Annotated in this window: 14 protein-coding genes; 4 read left to right on the top strand and 10 right to left on the bottom strand. The window is 37.8% G+C overall.

The window, feature by feature from the left end:
• Positions 1 to 15 precede the first annotated feature (15 nt).
• The 7 genes from CK510_RS01765 to glmM all read right to left on the bottom strand — a co-directional run bounded on the left by CK510_RS01765 (position 16) and on the right by glmM (position 8,750).
• Complete coding sequence (locus tag CK510_RS01765; protein ID WP_095720048.1) at positions 16 to 600, bottom strand: Uma2 family endonuclease; 585 nt, start codon at positions 598 to 600, stop codon at positions 16 to 18.
• 113 nt (positions 601 to 713) lie between these two features.
• Entirely contained in the window at positions 714 to 1,352 is a 639-nt protein-coding gene (locus CK510_RS01760) for a peroxiredoxin (RefSeq protein WP_095720047.1), read from the bottom strand.
• Between the two features lie 125 nt (positions 1,353 to 1,477).
• Positions 1,478 to 2,653, bottom strand: a complete 1,176-nt coding sequence (hpsP, locus tag CK510_RS01755) for a hormogonium polysaccharide biosynthesis glycosyltransferase HpsP (protein ID WP_095720046.1) — start codon at positions 2,651 to 2,653, stop codon at positions 1,478 to 1,480.
• Between the two features lie 118 nt (positions 2,654 to 2,771).
• Positions 2,772 to 3,941, bottom strand: coding sequence for a hormogonium polysaccharide biosynthesis glycosyltransferase HpsO (gene hpsO, locus CK510_RS01750; RefSeq protein WP_095720045.1), 1,170 nt, complete (start codon positions 3,939 to 3,941; stop codon positions 2,772 to 2,774).
• Positions 3,942 to 4,044: 103 nt separating this feature from the next.
• Complete coding sequence (hpsN, locus tag CK510_RS01745) at positions 4,045 to 5,061, bottom strand: hormogonium polysaccharide biosynthesis glycosyltransferase HpsN (protein WP_095720044.1); 1,017 nt, start codon at positions 5,059 to 5,061, stop codon at positions 4,045 to 4,047.
• 103 nt (positions 5,062 to 5,164) lie between these two features.
• Positions 5,165 to 6,811 (bottom strand): hormogonium polysaccharide biosynthesis protein HpsL, encoded by a 1,647-nt coding sequence (gene hpsL / locus CK510_RS01740; RefSeq protein WP_095720043.1) that lies wholly within the window; start codon positions 6,809 to 6,811, stop codon positions 5,165 to 5,167.
• 487 nt (positions 6,812 to 7,298) lie between these two features.
• Complete coding sequence (glmM, locus tag CK510_RS01735; protein WP_095720042.1) at positions 7,299 to 8,750, bottom strand: phosphoglucosamine mutase; 1,452 nt, start codon at positions 8,748 to 8,750, stop codon at positions 7,299 to 7,301.
• A gap of 649 nt (positions 8,751 to 9,399) precedes the next feature.
• On the opposite strand from glmM, the gene CK510_RS01730 reads away from it, so the two are divergent.
• On the top strand, positions 9,400 to 10,113 hold the full coding sequence (locus CK510_RS01730) for a biliverdin-producing heme oxygenase (protein ID WP_095720041.1): 714 nt from the start codon (positions 9,400 to 9,402) through the stop codon (positions 10,111 to 10,113).
• Here the strand turns inward: CK510_RS01730 and CK510_RS30785 are convergent.
• Entirely contained in the window at positions 10,053 to 10,319 is a 267-nt protein-coding gene (locus CK510_RS30785; RefSeq protein WP_143289191.1) for a hypothetical protein, read from the bottom strand. The genes CK510_RS01730 and CK510_RS30785 overlap by 61 nt on opposite strands.
• A gap of 19 nt (positions 10,320 to 10,338) precedes the next feature.
• On the opposite strand from CK510_RS30785, the gene cobW reads away from it, so the two are divergent.
• The 3 genes from cobW (at position 10,339) to CK510_RS01715 (ending at position 13,749) form a co-directional block, all read left to right on the top strand.
• Positions 10,339 to 11,382 (top strand): cobalamin biosynthesis protein CobW, encoded by a 1,044-nt coding sequence (gene cobW, locus CK510_RS01725; protein WP_095720040.1) that lies wholly within the window; start codon positions 10,339 to 10,341, stop codon positions 11,380 to 11,382.
• A gap of 62 nt (positions 11,383 to 11,444) precedes the next feature.
• The gene (locus CK510_RS01720) at positions 11,445 to 11,903 is read left to right on the top strand and encodes an ABA4-like family protein (protein ID WP_095720039.1); all 459 of its coding nucleotides are present in this window, start codon (positions 11,445 to 11,447) and stop codon (positions 11,901 to 11,903) included.
• A 745-nt stretch (positions 11,904 to 12,648) separates the two neighbouring features.
• Positions 12,649 to 13,749: a 3-oxoacyl-ACP synthase III family protein gene (locus tag CK510_RS01715; RefSeq protein ID WP_095720038.1), complete on the top strand. Its 1,101-nt coding sequence runs from the start codon at positions 12,649 to 12,651 to the stop codon at positions 13,747 to 13,749.
• A 178-nt stretch (positions 13,750 to 13,927) separates the two neighbouring features.
• Here the strand turns inward: CK510_RS01715 and CK510_RS01710 are convergent, their stop codons facing one another.
• Together CK510_RS01710 and CK510_RS01705 are read right to left on the bottom strand one after the other, a co-directional pair.
• Positions 13,928 to 15,676, bottom strand: coding sequence for a thiamine pyrophosphate-dependent enzyme (locus tag CK510_RS01710; protein WP_095720037.1), 1,749 nt, complete (start codon positions 15,674 to 15,676; stop codon positions 13,928 to 13,930).
• A gap of 456 nt (positions 15,677 to 16,132) precedes the next feature.
• Positions 16,133 to 18,658, bottom strand: a 2,526-nt coding sequence (locus tag CK510_RS01705) for a GAF domain-containing sensor histidine kinase (RefSeq protein ID WP_143289190.1), incomplete at its 5' end; no start/stop codon positions are given.

The following is an 18,658-nucleotide window of genomic DNA, read 5'->3' as shown; positions in this document are numbered from 1 at the left end:
ATAAAATAAAATAAATTACCAAATTTTGCTTAAGTCTAATACAAATCCAGGTAATATATTTTCTCCACTAATTGTTGCTGGATTATCTAAACATTCTGCTTCTATTCCTGGACGATAAATGTAAACTTGACGGTTTTTGCGATAGATTAACCAACCAAGTTGAATTCCTTCTTCTTCCATATATTCTTGCATTTTCTCTTGTAATGTTTTGAGATTATCGCTCGCTGACATTAATTCAATTACAAAATCGGGACAAATAGGAGCAAATTTTTTCTGTTGTTCTGAAGAGATTAAATTCCAACGTTCTAATTTAATCCATGAAATATCGGGAGAACGTTCTGCACCAGTGGATAATGTAAATCCTGTACTAGAATCAAAACAAATACCAGTACCGTCTTTTTCTGACCAGACACCAATTTGTACGGCAATATTAAAGTTACGATTTCCCGTTTCCGAACCTGTTGGTGGCATTATTGATATGTCTCCATTTTTATTCCGTTCAATCCGTAAATCACGATTAACCTGACAGAAGTCAAAAAACTGTTCGTCGGTCATTTTTGCAGAAGATGGAAATTGTAGTACGAGGGGGAATGACATAATCGTAATTTCCTTTGAACTTCAAATTTTTGTTAAAGCAGCTTATTCTCTATTTTGACTCCTAAAACGAAAGAGTGGACATTAAATCCACCCTTTACAAAAAATCATATTAAGATTTATTTATTTGGCTGAGGAGTCATCCGTAAATATGGTTTAACTTCTTGATAGCCTTTGGGAAATTTTTGCTTCAAAACTTCCGGGTCTTTCAAAGAGGGTACAATTACACAATCATCGCCATCTTTCCAGTCTGCGGGGGTAGCAACGCTGTAGTTATCGGTAAGTTGCAACGAATCAATTACACGCAAAATTTCATCAAAATTACGTCCAGTGCTGGGAGGATAGGTAAACGAAAGACGTAATTTTTTATTTGGGTCAATTACGAATACCGATCGCACTGTCACAGTTTCAGCAGCGTTAGGGTGGATCATATCATAAAGTGTGGAAACTTTACGGTCGGGGTCTGCCAAAATCGGATAATTTAACGCAGTACCTTGAGTTTCTTCAATGTCACCAACCCAACCATTGTGGGATTCTACATCATCAACACTAAGTGCGATCGCTTTTACATTTCGCTTGTCAAATTCGGGTTTCAGTTTTGCCACAGTTCCTAATTCGGTAGTGCAAACTGGGGTAAAATCAGCAGGGTGAGAGAACAATATTACCCAACTATCAGCAGCCCAATCATAAAAATTGATTTCACCGTGAGTCGATGCTTGGGTAAAATTGGGTACTATATCACCTAAACGGAGAGCCATACAAATTCCCTGTCAGTTAAAAAGCCATACGTGTCTACTTATGAATCATGCCATAAAACACGATATTCCGATTGGGTTTTAGTGGTTCGTTACAAAATATTTAGTTATCTATCCTTAATGAAATACTAAGATTTATTTATTAACTTTTGATATTCCTGGATCAGTTGACGTGCGATCGCATCCCAACTATAGTTTTCCAAAGCGTAATTTCGGGCGTTATTTCCTCTATTTTTGCACTCTTCGGGGTTTTGTAAAGCGGATTGTAGTGCATTGCTCAAAGATTCAACTTCGGTTTTTGTCACCCATCCTGACTTACTGTTATGGATATCGTGCCAAATATGTACTTGATCGGAAATAACGACGGGTTTACCAGCTACCATTGCTTCAGCTACGGCAATGCCAAAGTTTTCATAATATGAAGGTAACACGAATAAATCGGCAGCTTGGAGTAATGCAGTTTTTAATTCACCTGTGACGAAACCTGTAATAGTTGTATGGGGATGTAATAGTGAATTTTGAATTTGTTTTTGAATTCCTTCCTCATAGCTAGGATTTTGTGGATTAGTTCCAGCTAGTACAAAATGAAATTTTAAACCTTGAGAAAGTAACTTTTCTAAAGCCGGAATTAACAAATCAAAACCCTTTTTTGGATCAATACGCGACATGAATAATACTAAGGGTATATCTTGAGGAATTTTAAATTTCTCAAGTAGATTATTATTGCTTTCTTTTTGGGTAGGTACAACACCTAAAGGTAAAATTAAATCATGGGTTTGTATTCCAAATCTTTCTGATACTTTCGCTTCCTGATTGCTGGTGAAATGAATAGCTGCTGCACTTGCTAAATTAGGACGTTCTAAAAGTGCTGCATAAACTTGTTTTAATTGCTTTTTTTTGCGTAAGTCAGCAGGGTCTAAAGTTCCTAAAGGACGTAAAATATAAGGTAGTTTTTGCTGACGACAAATTCTCGCAGCAAAGCTACTCACAGGTGAAAACAAAGCATGAATATGGGCTAAATCATATTCGCTAGCATGTTGTTTTAGCCAATTAAGTAAATCCAAAGAAAACTTATAGCGACGAAACGGAGAACAGCGAAAATAAATTATCTCATAACCATCCTTTTTTACAGGTTGATTTAAAGGAACATCCAAAGACTTTTGACCATTATCACCATTACTATCAGTCGTCAAAATAGTCACTTCTACACCTTCTTTTGCCAAAGCTGGTGCTAGTCCTAATACCATTTGACTTGGACCACCATAAATTAGAGAAATTGAGGGAACAATCTGTAAAATTTTCATTTATTGGTTATTAATTAATAATTGATACAATAGTCCTAAATAATTCATAAACTTCTTTCTCTTCTTGGCGACTTGGCGACTTGGCGGTTTTATAATATTCATAATTCCAATAGTATTATCAATTAACTAATTCTTGATAAAACTCCAATTGTTGTTTTGCCAAAGCCTTATTTGTATATTGCGACATTGCCTTTGCATAACCCAACTGTCCCAAATCATGAGCTAATTCAGGATTATCCATCAATTGCATTAAACAATTAGCAAGAGCTTCCACATTACCTTCAGGAAAAACCATCCCAGTATCACTAATAACGTGAGGAATCTCACCAGAATCCGAACCAATTACAGGAACTTGACATCCCATTGCTTCGATAATTACATGACCAAATTGCTCCTTCCAACCAACAGAAGTCAAAGTTTTAAACTTATAAGTAGTCTCAGATGGTAAAACCAAAGTACTCATCAAATTAATATACTTAGAGACTTCATCATGAGCCACACTTTCAACTATAATAATTCGGTCTTGAATATTATGTGCGATCGCTTTTCTCATCAATTCTTCCTTTAATTCACCTCTACCTAATAACAAACACTTCCAATCTTTATCCTTAACACTTGCTAAAGCATCCAAAAGCGTCAAAATACCTTTTTCTGGGACAAATCTACCAACAAAACCAACTACAAATTCACCCAATTTAATCCCTAGACTTTCTGCCAAATCTGGTTGTAATTTTGGTGCAAACAAAGCTTCATCAATTCCCAATTGAGGCATAACTTTGATTGCCCCCTTGTAGTTGCGATCGCACAAGATTTCCGCACCATCTTTATTGCCAGAAATAATTCCGTGGGTATGACTAAGATTATATTTTTCCAGTAATGATACAGGGAATTTGAGTTCGTAAGCTAAATTCCACCAAGTAAAGAAAATATTTTTGGCATTCAACCCTAGAAGCTTATTCAAACTAATCATTTGAGCATAAGCTAAACTTTTAGAACCTTGTTCAACTTGGATAATATTGGGTTGATATTTCTTTAATATTGAGATTATATCTGTTCCGAATGTTAGTAAACCTTGATGATTCTCACTAAAATTAGAAACTGGAATTATCCGGAACTTCCCTTCATCTTTAAATTGAGTTTCAATAATTTTACTTTGCACACCACCAGGATTCCAGCGTTTTGGGACAATCACTGTTACTTCCGTATCTGCTTCTAGTTGAGATAATGCGCGTAATTTTTCACAATTCAAATCAACTATATATGTATGACTGACAACTAGTATTTTCATAAAATTGCTAATAATTAACAAGTGATATTCTATGTTTTATATCAAAAATATTGTCGGGGTGAGATTCACCCACCCTAAAAAATCAACCATTAACAAGTAACAACTAAAAGCTCACTTTTTCGTCCAATTGTGTATATACTTGACCGTCGTTCCATTGTGATTGAATCATAGTACCAAGTGCTTTAATAAAACCTAAGGTATAGAAGACAAAACGAGTCAAAACCTTGATAGGAGAACCACTTTTATGGCAAGGTGGACGACCGAGAACATGACAATCAAATAAACGTGCATAAAGACGTAAAGCTTGACTAAATGTGAGGTTTTTTAAACCCAATAAAAAGTGATTATGGTAAAAAGTCAGTTGATATTTAGTCGAACGAGTACCAATATCATGACATCCACCAGTTTCCTCTCCTATATGGACTAAATGTGCTTCCGGGTCATACCAAATTTTGTATCCGGTTTGACGTATTCTCAAGCAAAAATCTGATTCTTCTCGTACTGCACTACCGCGAAATCTTTCATCAAAATGTAAACCATACTTCTCAAAAATGTCACGACGAAATGACATATTACAACCCCTCGCTGTTAATACTTCTTGAGGTTTCACTGTATGCACTAAATCAATATAATACCAAGCAATACCGGGGTCCATTGCTTGTGGAGGGAGATATTCGATTGTTTTATCATTATTATAATTCTTGTCTCCTTGAGTGCGTCCTTGGGCAGCATCTGCCATTTTCATTCGGTCAAAAACACGTCCGGCAACTGCACCCACTTCAGGTTTTTCAAGGTAATTTTTAGCATGTGCTTTTAAAAAACCTGTTTCAAGTCGAACGTCATCATCAAGAAATAAAATTATCTCACCGATTGAGCGTCTAACTGCATAATTTCTCGCACCTGGTAAACTTGCCCAATTAATACGAAACCATTGAATTTTATGAGTATCAGATAGTTCTTTTAAATAGCTTTCAATTTCCGGCTTATGTTGAGGAGTTTGGTCAACAACTATAATTTCGTAATTTGGATAATCTTGTTTTAATGCATCATCAATACTGTCACGTAGAGGCTCCTCACGTCCATAGGTTGGAATAATTACTGAAATAGAAGGTAAATTCATTTTCTGATTTATTGGTTATTGGTTATTGGTTATTAATTGGGTAACTTTTGATTTTTGGTTCTGACTCATAATCTCGTGTATAAGACGACCCACCGGGTCGTCTCTACGTTTTCTTTTTACCTGTTTTCCCTTGCACCCTTTCTGCTTGCTCTTCCTGAAGTCGCTCTAACCTGTCAATTTCTGGTAATTTTAAAAGAATTCCAGCCGCAAACCAGTAGTAAACACTCACCGGATCGACATCCAGAGGATAGTAATAAGTGTTGTAGCTAATAAACAGTATAAACACCCACATGGCTGCTCCGTAACTGCGGAAATTACGGTTTTTTACAGAACGATAAGTACGGAAGCAAATTATTGTTAAAGTTGTGACCAGTGCTAAAAAGCCAAGTACGCCGACTATGCCAACTTCATGCATTACTTTCGGGTAATATGTTTCAATCAGTTGAGCGTCGCCGAAAGCACGGGCTGAGTTAGTCGCACGTCCTAATCCATTTCCCAAAGGTCCGTCTAAATTTTTCCAAACGTCTTCAAATTGTTGGGTGATAAATTCATAGGGAGGCGAAGCTTCCCAGCGACTGACAAAACTTTCTGTTCGCTCTTGAATCACTGTTGGGTTACTTGCGATCGCACCTCCTAAAACTAATCCTAGTCCAGCAAATACGGGTATAAATCGCTTTAAATTTGCCAACTGACCCGTAAGTAGTAAACACAGCACGAAACATGTCGGTACTAAGGCTAAAGCGATTCTTTGTCCAGAGATAACCGCGTTGACAAATACCAATGCCATCGAACCTAAACCAATACCTCGCCATAAAATTGAGGGGTCAGAAAATCCGGTTGCAAATGAAAAAAATGTGCTGGAAATGAGAAACCAAGCCCACTGCCAAGGTGCTACAAAGGTTCCTGGTAGACGAATCATCCCTTCTGATGGGCTGTAAACTAAGGAACCACCAAAATAACAACGGGCTTCGAGTGATGCTTTAAATAGTGCTGCACCTTCGGCTTCTTTAGTACCTTCACAAATACCAACTAAAAGCAAAGCGTACTGGATTATACCGAGAATACAACATACACAAATAATCACGATTTGTAGACGTGTAATTCGTAAAAAGTCTTTTTTGTCGCGAATAAGGTAATAAAAACAACTAATTACAGGAACGTAACCTAAAAATACTTTGAGTCCTAAAATTCCCATCCCAATGGGGAATTCTTTGACAACTGGTTTAAATGGTACTGGGGGAGGAGGATTAAATTGTTGTGAACCGTTGACGAATAATAGCGTCAGGATACAGCAACCCAGGAGAATAAATAGGGGTGTTTTGATTCCTTGGGGTATGAGTAGGGGCAAGCGTTGCTTTTTCAGGTTTTGCCACAACCCAATTAAGGCTGGGACGTAGAAAGCATCTTTCGCTAGCTGTAAGATGGGACTGTTGCCAATGTAGTAGGTGACGGTTCCACCGATTGGTACGTAGATAAGGAAAGCTATCAGAGCTTGACTTGGGTATTTGTAAGATAGAGACAAGACAATGACTCCTAGAACGCCGGGAATGGCTGTTTTGATACCACCAACTAGGAAGAGTATTAAACCCAAGAATAAGCCACTGCCAACAACCGTAGAGAGGAAGCTAGTAAGTTCTTTTTTGGCTTGGGCTGCTTTACGTTTGTGGATTAGCTTTTGTTTTAAGTCAATAGTTGAGTTTTCATTGCTAGGGTCAGGTTTTTTCTTGGATTTAGGTTTACTTTTTGCCATGAAATTTCAGATTGAAGACTGGGAATTTGCGGGATTGAGGACTATTAAAAGACAGATTCGTGAAGGAAAAACCAGATTTTGGGATTAGTAATTTTTAGTTACTTTAATATTTTAGTTTTAGTTTATTTTTGAAATTATTTTTAAGTGTTTTTACGTAAATAAGCTGTTTCAGTCGCATAAATAGCTGATGTTCAATTTCCATATCCCCGGTTTTTTGAAGAAGTTGGGGATATTTGCTAGATATTGGCTGTAAATATATACTGCTTTTTCTATCCGTTTGTGATGTGCTTCCGGTATTAAGGGAACACCAAGAAATAAATTGTCCCAGTATATTAAAGGGTGGGAAGACCCCACCCCTACGTATGATAGGGCTAGTAAATATTTAGCGAAAAAGTAGATATTTTTGTTCCCAAAAGCAATAAGGGCACGATATTCTCATGCCCTTACGATATTCTGGTTTCTTGATTTTTAATTTCTGATTACTGATTTAATCTACAAGGTGTTCTTCTACTGATGCGACTAGGGTGTCAGTCCAATGTTGCACAAGTTCGGCATCTTCAGCCTCAACCATGACGCGAATTACTGGTTCAGTTCCTGATGCCCGCACCAAGATTCTGCCTGCATCTCCCATTGCCGATTCAGCAGTTGCGATCGCATTCATCACTTCTTGACAATCTTCCCATGCCATGCGTTTATTCCGGTCTTCCACACGCACATTTTTTAATAGCTGGGGGTAGGTAGTAAAACTTTGGTCAACTAGTTCACCCAAACTCATCCCAGATTCCCGCACTAAGGCTGTAATGTGCAATGCAGTTAACAAACCATCCCCTGTCATCCCGTAATGACGACACAAAATATGCCCCGACTGTTCACCACCTAACATTCCGCCTGTTTTAAACATTTCGGCTTGAACATATTGGTCGCCTACCGCTGTCCGAACTAGCTTACCACCTTGTTTTTCCCACGCCCGCTCAAAGCCTAAATTTGCCATGACGGTGGAAACTATTAAATTGTCGGGTAGTTGCCGCTTCTGTTGTAGACTCTGCCCCCAGAGATACAAAATATAGTCGCCGTCTACCTTGCGTCCAGTATTATCTACCGCCAAAACGCGATCGGCATCGCCATCAAAACCAAAACCCATATCGGCGTTATTTTCTTTGACGGCTTCTTGCAATAATTCTAAATTGGTAGAACCGCAATTAACATTTATTCTGTTACCATCAGCTTTGTTGTGAAGACAAATAACCTCAGCACCCATCGACTTAAATACCGATGCCCCTAAACCCACTGAAGCTCCCCAAGCCAAATCGAGAACTATTTTTATCCCCGCAAAATTCAGTGTTTTTTGAAAAGGCTTTTTCAATGCCTCAGCATAATCTGCTACCAGTTCAGGACGCGCATAATGCCGTCCACAATCACTTGTTGGCGCAACTGGGGTAGAAATCCCCCGCAGTCCAGATTCTATTTCTACTTGCAAATCTTTAGGTAACTTCATCCCATCCCCACCGAAAACCTTGATGCCATTGTCTTCCGGTGGATTGTGGCTGGCGGAAATCATCACACCACCAATGGCGTGACTAATACTTGTTAAATAAGCTACACAAGGAGTTGGACACAAGCCCAAATACCAAACTTCAACCCCTGCGGCTGTTAGTCCCGCACTCAAAGCCATTGCCAGCATATCGCTGGAATTTCTAGAGTCTTGCCCCAGCACAACTGGTCCTTTTGCGGTTCCGCGACTACGCAAAACAATTCCAGTCCAAAATCCAATTTGTAATGCTAAAGGCGCACTTAACAAATCTCCTACCCGTCCCCGAATACCATCGGTTCCGAATAGGGCAGTCGCTGGCAAAGAGATCATCCCTGTTCCCAAACTACTGACATCAGTAGCGGAACCCTCACGAATAGCATCTTGAGTCCGAGTTATAAATGAGACCATAAGTTTAAACACTCCACACAGTCACACTGGAGAATATCACTTTATACTTTAATTGAACAATTCCGTATGAATACCTTTGCATCAGGATTAGTTTAAACTTTTCTGTTTATAAATCTATGCCAATTTGGCTTTGTTTTCAGTAAAAATGCTTATATATTTCACTAAGAGGGTGTTTATAAATAAAATTATGTCATTCTGAGGAACGAAGAATCTAGCGTTTGAAGCGTAGTCTAGAGATGCTTCACTGCGCTATCGCTCCGTTCAGCATGACAAACTAGACTTTTTGCCTAATTTATAAACACCCACTAAGGATTCATGAATCTTTCTTAAAGGTCGTAATTATACTTAAAATTTCTTTGTATATTGTCTTAATCAGAATTCAGGATTAGAGTCATGGTTTACACCATCTTTACTAGAGTTAGCAGCAGTTTTGGCGTTTTTGAAAAAGTGCCGAAAATTACAAATTGTTGCAATCTGATTCATTTTGAGAGAAATGCTCATCAAATTATCTTAATCTAGCTTTTTAGTGGCTCAGAATTCAGGAGTCAGAATTCAGGAGTCAGGAATTCAGAATTCAGGAGTTAGGAGTCAGAATCCAAAATCTAGAATCCAAAATTAATTGACCTTTTAATGTAGAGAAATTTAGTTTATGAGCAGTAATTTATCATCTAAATTGCGTGTAGGCACGAAAAAAGCTCACACGATGGCAGAAAATGTTGGATTTGTCAAGTGTTTTCTCAAAGGTGTGGTGGAAAAAAGTTCTTACCGGAAGTTAGTCGGGAATTTCTACTTCATCTACTCGGCAATGGAAGAAGAGTTAGACAAACATCAAAATCACCCGATTCTTTCTAAAATCCACTTTAAAGAACTTTATCGGAAGCAAACCTTAGAGCAAGATTTGGCGTTTTACTACGGAGCAAACTGGCGTGAACAGGTTCAGCTTTCGTCCGCAGGAGACGCTTACGTCAAGCGTATTCGCGAGATTTCGGAAAAAGAGCCCGAATTGTTAATTGCCCACTCTTACACTCGTTATTTGGGTGATTTATCTGGTGGACAAATTCTCAAAGGAATTGCCCAAACAGCGATGAACCTTACCGATGGTGGAACTGCATTTTACGAATTTGCGGATATTCCTGACGAAAAAGCCTTCAAAGTGAATTATCGTGCTGCTTTAGACGAAATGCTCCTTGATGAAGCCACATGCGATCGCATTGTTGAGGAAGCGAACGAGGCTTTTGGTGTCAACATGAAAATGTTCCAAGAGTTGGAAGGTAATTTGATTAAAGCTATTGGTGTAATGCTTTACAACTCCTTAATCCGTCGTCGTACCCGTGGCAGTACTGAACTGGCAACTGCGGAATAATCACCAGTTAGTATTCTCACCAAACCTACAAACAATCTATTGGGGCATTCTTTTTGTGGTGATTTCGTCAGCAAGCGAAAAATCACAACGAGAGTGCCCCTTCTGCTATGGAAAAATATAAGTTGAGAAATTGCTAGGGAATTTGCGAGGGATGGTGCGATCGCATGGGAAAATGCAAAGGAAGTTGATTTAATTAAACTTTCCATCTTCACACATCAAGCAAAAATGGCAGCAAAAATCCCCGTTACAGTAATTACAGGTTTCCTTGGAAGCGGTAAAACTACCCTCATTCGTCACTTGTTGCAAAACAATCAAGGAAGACGTATCGCTGTATTAGTCAACGAATTTGGCGAACTTGGCATTGATGGTGAGTTATTGAAATCATGTCGGGTTTGTCCAGAAGATGAGGAAACTAACGAAAATAATAATATCTACGAATTAACTAATGGCTGTTTGTGTTGTACGGTTCAAGAAGAGTTTTTGCCAACAATGCAGCAACTATTAAAGCGACGCGACAAAATCGACTGTATTTTGATCGAAACCTCCGGTTTAGCACTACCAAAACCATTAATCAAAGCATTTCGCTGGCAAGAAATTCGCAACGCTGCCACAGTTGACGCTGTAATTACCGTAGTTGATTGTGCCGCAGTCGCAGCAGGGACATTTGCGAGCAATCCCGAAGCTGTAGCAGCACAACGTCAAGCTGATGATAGTTTAGAACACGAAACGCCTTTACAAGAATTATTTGAAGATCAACTTGCATGTGCTGATTTGGTAATTTTGAATAAAACTGATTTAGTTGATGATTTATCAAAAACTAAAGTGGAGGAATTAGTGAAACAAGAGTTACCTAGAATCGTGAAAATTGTTGAATCAAATCATGGCAAACTTGACCCATCAATATTATTAGGATTTGGCGCTGCTGTGGAAGATAATTTAGATAGCCGTCCCAGCCATCACGACAGCGAAGAAGAACACGAGCATGACGAAGAAATTACTTCCACACATTTAATTTTTGACCGCAGTTTTGACCCAGAAAAGCTTCAAAATCAATTACAAGAATTAGTACAGCAGCAAGAAATTTATCGGATTAAAGGCTTTGTTTCTGTACCTAATAAAGCCATGCGCTTAGTGATGCAAGGAGTCGGAAATCGCTTTGACAAATTTTACGATCGCCCCTGGTATCCCCAAGAGCAAAAACAAACTAAACTCGTTTTTATTGGTCGCGATTTAGATGCATCAAAAATCGAATCAGTTCTGACCAACTAATAGACATTGGGTACTCTCGAATAGAGCAATCCCCAATTCCCAATCCCCTATTCCCAAAATATATGACTATTTCCCAAATTTTCAATATTGCTAATCTTGTTGTGATTCCCTTTTGGCTATCGATGATTTTCCTACCAAAATGGAAAGTAACGCAAAAAGTAATGGAGTCATACTTGCCTTTTGTGCCCCTTGCTTTAACTTATGTATATTTATTTATAATTAGCGTTACTCCAGAGAATGCTCAAGCTTTATCAAATCCACAACTAGCTGATATAGCTAGATTTTTTTCTGATGAAAAAGCTGCTGCCACAGGATGGATTCATTTTTTGGTAATGGATTTATTTGTTGGTAGATATATTTATTTAGAAGGATTGAAAACAGGAGTTTGGACTTTCCATTCTCTCGCTTTGTGTTTATTTGCTGGTCCAATGGGATTGCTTTCGCATATTTTGACTTACTGGGTTAGTACAAAATTTCTGAAAATTGGAAATACCGAAGAATCAATTTCTGCGAGTAGTTAATATCTATAAACCTGTTTCCTGGGAACAGATATCGCAGTTCTCATCTGAGTTAAATATAGTTTGCGTTCGAGAATACTGTAGGGGCAAACGGTTGTTTGCCCTTATTTTATTGCATCCCAACGATTATTTGACCTTATTTTTATTGCATCCAAATAATTATTCCCTCTGATACTAATGTAATATAAAGAAAAGACGCATAAAAGAACCCCACCGCCTGTGGCACCTCCCCTTGCTAAGGGGAGGTATGGAGCAGCTTAATTATATTGCATTTAAACGAGAAGTGTTATCGGTCAATTTTTATTATTTACATATTTATACTGAACTTATCAAACAGAATATTTTTAATTTTCCGCAAATATTCTCAGGCTATATTGATTAAATTCGAGTTAGATTCGAGTGGAAAATTGTGACAAGAGCAAAATCAAAATAAGAACTACCAAAAACATTATTACGTCGAGAAGAGTGCTACCTACCATATCAACTGCTCTTGTTTAGATTAACTGACGTATTTGTGTTTATTTTCGATTATTCTTTGAACTAAAAATTATTCCCACAGACAATTATCTTAGCTTTTGTTTGAAAGTCTCTTCAAATCAGGGTTTTAGAACATTTCCATATGCAATAAATATACGCATCCTCCAGGTTAAAAATAATCTTTTCAAACCTTCCAGACAAAAGTTACAGATATTGAATATCTGGGAATAGCACCTGTAAAGCTATACAAATTTTCTGGAGATTTTTGAAGATGCATATTCCCGTAGGTATTAAATCGCTTGCGTTGAGTTTACCAAGCGTTATCCGCACAAACGACTATTACAAAGAAAAATATCCCGATTTAGTCGCAAAAGCCGAAGAAAAACATTCATTATCATTAATGTCACCCACAGATACATCCGGTGCATCTTCTCATAACGTATATGAATTGGAAATGATGCCCTATCTCCAAGACCCATTTCGTGGTAGCGTGGAGCGACGAATATTAAGTCCAGATGAATCCTCCCTAAAGCTGGAATGTCGTGCAGCCAAGGATGCTTTAGAATCTGCAAAATTGCATCCAAATGAGGTCGATCTGATAATTTCATCATCTTTTCTACCCGAACAACTTGGAACTGGGAATGCAGCCTACGTAGCTCGCGAATTGGGAATCAAATGTGCAGCTTGGAATCTGGATGCAACCTGTGCTAGTGCCCCACTGGCATTACAAACAGCCTCAGCTTTAGTCCAATCGGGAATGTATCGGAATGTGCTGGTTACAATTTCCTGTAATTATTCTCGCCTAATTGATGAAGAGAATACCCTTTCATGGTTTGTAGGTGATGGTGCAGGAGCTTTTGTTGTTGCTCCCCTGGAAATGAACCAAGGTATTCTCGGTGCGAAAACAATAAATACGAGTGCTTTGTGCGACCAGTTAATTTGTACTTTCAGTGAAGATAATTGGGGGAATTTTCGACCTCGCTTACAACTAGGTAAGGAAATGAGCCAAATTATCAGAGATTTGGTTCCAGAAATATTACTTGATTGCTGTAAAGGTGCTTCTGAAAATGCTGGGATAACCTTGGATGAAATCGATTATTTCATCTTCTGCACACCTTGGGCTTGGTATGCAAAATTTTGTACTCGTGCATTGGGTATAGATTTAGATCGCACCATGAATGGTTATCCTCTCTATTCCAATATGGGACCGACAATGAATGTTGCAAATCTATATGAAGCGGCAAGAGCGGGTAAAATTAGTGAGAATGATTTGGTTTTAATGTATGGATTTGGTGCGGCAAGTAGTGCTAGTGCGATCGTAATGCGTTGGGGTGATGTGGCTTTAGGTAAGGTTCCTGCTGGAATTTCTTAGAATCAAAACAACTCGAAATATATACTCAAAACGTTAAGCAACTTAGCTTTTTGCTAGAAAAAAATTTCTTCAACCTCTCCCCGTCCACGGAAAGAGGCTTGGAGAGTATTTATCCATTCGCAGCATAGTAAAAACCAAAATTGCCTGTGACTTTTATTTTGTTGCTTGCTTCTCCGAATTATTTAGCTGTCTGTTTATTTATGCTATTCATGCGCTCGCCAATAGGGGCTAACTCAGAAGGATTAATTTTAACATCAATAACAAATGGAACCTTAGATTTCATAGCCTTTGATATTGCCTTTTTAAGTTGAGATTCATTGTCTACACAAATTCCATCTGCACCCATGCTACGTGCTAACATGGCGAAATCTGTTGGTGCAATATATCCTTTAATGCTAGGTCGTCCGAGCATTATAGCTCCTTGATTACACATATTGTAACTAGCATCGTTGAGGACAATCCAAACTGCGGGAAGATTATATTGAACAGCAGTATTGATTTCGTTGTTCATAAGCATCGAGCCATCCCCGACTATTGCTACTGCTTTTTTACCATTCGCGGCTGCACCAACAACTCCAGTAGTAAAGTGTCCCATAGAAGCGAAACCCGTACTCACTCGCCAACGTGTTGCCTGGTTAAATTTGAGATAATGAATCGCCCAAGCAAAGGAATTACCCCCTTCAGCCATAACAGTTGCATCGCTATTTTCTACTACTACTGTCTGAATAGCACGCATGAGTTCACGAGGTCTTACTAACCCATTTTCAAGTTGTAATTTTTCGGTTGTAATTTCGCCTTCGCGTACTGGTATGTGAACGGACAAAGGATTAAGTTTGTGCTTTTGAGATAACTTATCCAGTAATAAACCTAAGAATGTTTTGATCTCAGCATAGATAGGAAATGTATCTGCCGTCGGGTAAGCGGAACCAGGGACTTTAGGGTCAATATCCACATGAATGAAACCCTTTGGTGGAACCATAATAGAGTTCCAGAATGAGGTGAATTCACCTAACCGAGTTCCCAATACTAGAATCCGATCGGGTGGTGTTGATCGCATGTACTCTATAACAGATTCATGTCCAGCAAATCCTGTTACACCTAAAAATTGAGGATGGCTTTCGGGGAAAATTCCTTTACCCCGTGGCGAACACATCACATTTGCACCAGTTAATTCAGCAAGCCTTTGAATTTCCTCGGCAGCATCTCGCGCACCAAAACCTACCCAGATTGCAAAAGGCTCTGAAAGTATTTCTACTGCTTTATTGATTGCGTTTTCGTCTGGGATGAATAATGAAGTTTTGAATTTTGGAGAAGTTAAGTGGCTACCGGGGCTGGTTTGGATATTTGTAGGGATATTAAGATGTACAACAAATCCACCCGGTCTTTTTATTTGCAGTGCTAGTTCTTCTTGTATTTTCTGTAGTTCCGAGCTTGTAGTGATAGTTTTTGCATAATCGAACACCGTACCAGCTTTAAAAAAGCCTTCTGGCATCGTGTCGCGACTTGTTTCCTGCAAAGCGAATTTCCCTTGTAGGGCTTCTGAAGTCGAACCAGACAGTAAAATGACCTTCGCACCTTCTCCTCGTGCTGCCATAATTCCCGTTAGTACATTAGTAATACCTGGACCAGTGGTCGCAAACACAGCCACAGGACGATTATCTGTAAAATATGCTTCAGTTGCAGCAAAGGCTGACCCTGACTCATGGCGGAAATTTAGCACTTCTATTGAGCTTTTTTCTAAAGCGTCCCATATTGGGACAATTCCACCTCCTCCAATTCCAAAAGCTTGACGTACTCCCAAATCTGTGAGCATTTGAACAATAGTATCGGCTACTGTCGGTTCAATTAATTGTTTATTGGTAGGGTTTATTAGAGAATTATTTGGACTAGATATTTTATTTGAAAGAGCTTTATCAGTCAGTAGCATTTGCTAATCCTTGTAGTATTAAAAAGTTTGTGAAAAATATATTTATTTTTTTTCAATAAACATATTAGAGTCTTTCAATTCTATTGATAATTTCAGCAAAAAGTGTAAATATTCCCTGAATAAATGAGCTAAAAAAATAAACTAAGATTAAATTTTTTCGATATTTTCTGAAAAATCAACAGTAATTTTACTGGTGCGAGGCTAACCATGATACTTGTTTTTTTTTCATCAATAACTAGTGTAAATACGTATTAATAAATCATTTATGAAAAACAATATCCCCGACTTCCAAGAAATAGAGGAAATCGAGGATATGAGTCAATTTTGAAACCTGGAGTAGTGCGGGCATCTTGCCCGCTAATACCAGGGAGCAAGATGCTCCCACTACTTTATAAATACTACAGTTCTCAAAGTAGACATGGTTTATGAGTCCAACAAGTCTTTTGCAAAGGCTTATTATTTAACAGGAATGGATATTATAAATGCTGCTCCTTCCCCTGGAGTGGAATCAACATCTAGAATTCCCCCATGTTTTTCGACGATAATTTGATGTGCGATCGCAAGTCCTAAACCCGTTCCTTTGCCAACAGCTTTGGTAGTAAATAAATGGTCGAATATTTTTGCTTTTACTTCTGCTGTTATTCCTGGTCCATTATCTTGAATTATAATTGTAAGCAGTTTTATATCTTCGTTCAAACTGGTGCTAATTGTAATGCAATTAGGATTTAGTGCAATTTCCTGAAAAGTACTACCAGTATTTGATTCCTCCAATGCATCAATAGCATTTGCCAGCAGATTCATAAATACCTGATTTAATTGTCCGGGGAAGCATTTAACTTCGGGCAAATTATCATAGTTTTTGACTACTTGAATTTTGGGACGAGATTCTGATGGTTTTAAACGGTGCTGGAGAATCATTAAGGTACTATCAATACCTTCATGGATATTAAAGGGAATTTTTTTCTGGGTATCTGCTCTCGAAAAAGTACGCAAACTAATACTAATATCGTAAATGCGATCGATCGCTTGCTGCATAGAAGAAATGACTTTAGGTAAATCTTCTTTTACATAATCTAAGTCTCTAGATTCTATTTCCTCGGCAATTTCTGCAACTGGGTTAGGATAATGTTTTTGATAAAGGTCAATGAAGGTTAATAAGTCTTGTACATATTCTTGTGCAGGTTGTAAATTGCCAGAGAGGTAGTTAATTGGATTATTAATTTCATGTCCTATTCCTGATACTAAGTTACCCAAAGTAGACATTTTCTCGCTTTGCACTAATTGTAATTGTGCTTGTTTGAGTTCTTCCAGCGAAATTTCTAGCTGTTGAGTATTATCTTGAGATTGTTGATATAAACGAGCATTTTCTAAGGAAATAGCAGCTTGGGAACAAAGCAGATTAATCACTTCTAGTCTATCCTTAGTAAATGCTCCTGTAGTGAGATTATTTTCTAGATATAAAATGGCAATCAATCTGCCTTGTTTGAGAATTGGATTACATAACAAACTCTTAGGTTTATTTAGAGTAATATAAGGGTCGGTGAGGTTTTGAGTTTGAGACTTTGAATCGTCAATTTTTAGTTTAGCATCATTGAAAATTACGTGTTCTCGCTTGCGTGAGACATAGTTAATTAAATTCAAGGGAACATCTTGACTTTCTTCAACAGGAATTGATTGTAAAACGTTAATTACTTTGTTATTTGATAGTGCGATCGCTTCAATTACTAGTCTTTCAGATACTAAATTATCGGAGTTTGGTAAGATGAGTACAGCTTTAGAAGCAGCAGCATTTTCAATCAAAACTTGCATGAGATTAACTAGCAGTTTATCTAGTTCAATTTCGCCACTAATCGCATGAGAAGCTTTGATTAAGCTCACAAAGTCTAATGTTTCGATAATTTTTGTACTACTACCAGTAATAGTTTTTCCATAACTACTGCTAATGGAAATAGTCTCTTTAGCATTTAAACTGCTAATTTCTCTTTGTTTTGTTGCACTTAATAAATCGGGATATTGTTTTTCGAGATGTTCGACTTTCGCTAATGCTCCCCAACGTGCATAACAGTAATAAGCGTTTATTAAATAAGTTTGGGCAATAGTTTGTTTATCCCATCCAAGATAGAATTTTGCAGCAAGTTCATTTGCAAGGGCTTCTTCTTGAATATATTCATTTTCTTTGGCAAAATAAATGGCTTTATCGTAATAATCCATTGCCACTATTTTGTCATCTATAATTCGATATTTCTCTGCTTCAACAAGGTAGTATTTATGTAAAAAATTCATCGGAGCATGATTTGCCCAATGTTGCATTTTTTGTTGATTTGCATTTACTTTTTCTAAAAATTGCTTCTGCTCTAGTGGTGTAAGATTTGGATATATAGCTAATCTCACAAGAGAGTCATATAGATAAAAGGTGGGTATGATTAGAGAACCAGAAACACTAGATAAGTGTTTTTCTGTTTCTACCGAACATTCCAAAGCTAATGGTAAATTGCTAAACAAGTAATTGAGAATTAGTTTATTGAAATTGACTATCGCGATCGCCATTACATAATTGGTTTCTTTATGTATTGGCATCATCACAGTTTCATCGTAACTTTCACCAATTAAATAACCAGTATCTGTACTTTTATTTATCAAATTTAGAACGGTTTGTCGCCAAATTTGTACGGAGCAAAGAGCTGCTTTCTGTTGGAGTCGATCAAGAGTCTCGCAAGATGCAGCCATATTATGCTCTATTTCTGTTAGCTCTTTACCTATTAAATAGGTTATATTGGAATAATTATTTAAGCTATAGCCTCCAAACTCTAACTCTCCTACTTCCAAGGCGACTGTATAAACTTCCTGTAATGGTTTTAAAAAATTAGCAGCGTGATTTTTCCAAAGCCCAACAAAGCTATTGTATATTAGTAAACTTTTTACTTGTATCGGAGTATTAGCGAAAGTCGAACATCTCGAAAAACAATATCCCGATTTATTAAG

Source organism: Brunnivagina elsteri CCALA 953 (assembly GCF_002289455.1).
GTDB classification, from domain to species: domain Bacteria; phylum Cyanobacteriota; class Cyanobacteriia; order Cyanobacteriales; family Nostocaceae; genus Brunnivagina; species Brunnivagina elsteri.
The sequence above is the reverse complement of the archived record's forward strand: the minus strand, read 5'-3'. Positions and strand labels throughout refer to the sequence as shown.

What these genes read in the sequence shown, in the direction of transcription:
- CK510_RS01760 (WP_095720047.1), bottom strand. Translation starts at nt 1,352, where the DNA reads ATGGCTCTCCGTTTAGGTGATATAGTACCCAATTTTACCCAAGCATCG.
- cobW (WP_095720040.1), top strand. Translation starts at nt 10,339, where the DNA reads ATGGCAGCAAAAATCCCCGTTACAGTAATTACAGGTTTCCTTGGAAGC.
- hpsO (WP_095720045.1), bottom strand. Translation starts at nt 3,941, where the DNA reads ATGAAAATACTAGTTGTCAGTCATACATATATAGTTGATTTGAATTGT.
- hpsN (WP_095720044.1), bottom strand. Translation starts at nt 5,061, where the DNA reads ATGAATTTACCTTCTATTTCAGTAATTATTCCAACCTATGGACGTGAG.
- CK510_RS01715 (WP_095720038.1), top strand. Translation starts at nt 12,649, where the DNA reads ATGCATATTCCCGTAGGTATTAAATCGCTTGCGTTGAGTTTACCAAGC.
- CK510_RS01720 (WP_095720039.1), top strand. Translation starts at nt 11,445, where the DNA reads ATGACTATTTCCCAAATTTTCAATATTGCTAATCTTGTTGTGATTCCC.
- CK510_RS30785 (WP_143289191.1), bottom strand. Translation starts at nt 10,319, where the DNA reads ATGGAAAGTTTAATTAAATCAACTTCCTTTGCATTTTCCCATGCGATC.
- hpsL (WP_095720043.1), bottom strand. Translation starts at nt 6,811, where the DNA reads ATGGCAAAAAGTAAACCTAAATCCAAGAAAAAACCTGACCCTAGCAAT.
- CK510_RS01730 (WP_095720041.1), top strand. Translation starts at nt 9,400, where the DNA reads ATGAGCAGTAATTTATCATCTAAATTGCGTGTAGGCACGAAAAAAGCT.
- CK510_RS01710 (WP_095720037.1), bottom strand. Translation starts at nt 15,676, where the DNA reads ATGCTACTGACTGATAAAGCTCTTTCAAATAAAATATCTAGTCCAAAT.
- glmM (WP_095720042.1), bottom strand. Translation starts at nt 8,750, where the DNA reads ATGGTCTCATTTATAACTCGGACTCAAGATGCTATTCGTGAGGGTTCC.
- hpsP (WP_095720046.1), bottom strand. Translation starts at nt 2,653, where the DNA reads ATGAAAATTTTACAGATTGTTCCCTCAATTTCTCTAATTTATGGTGGT.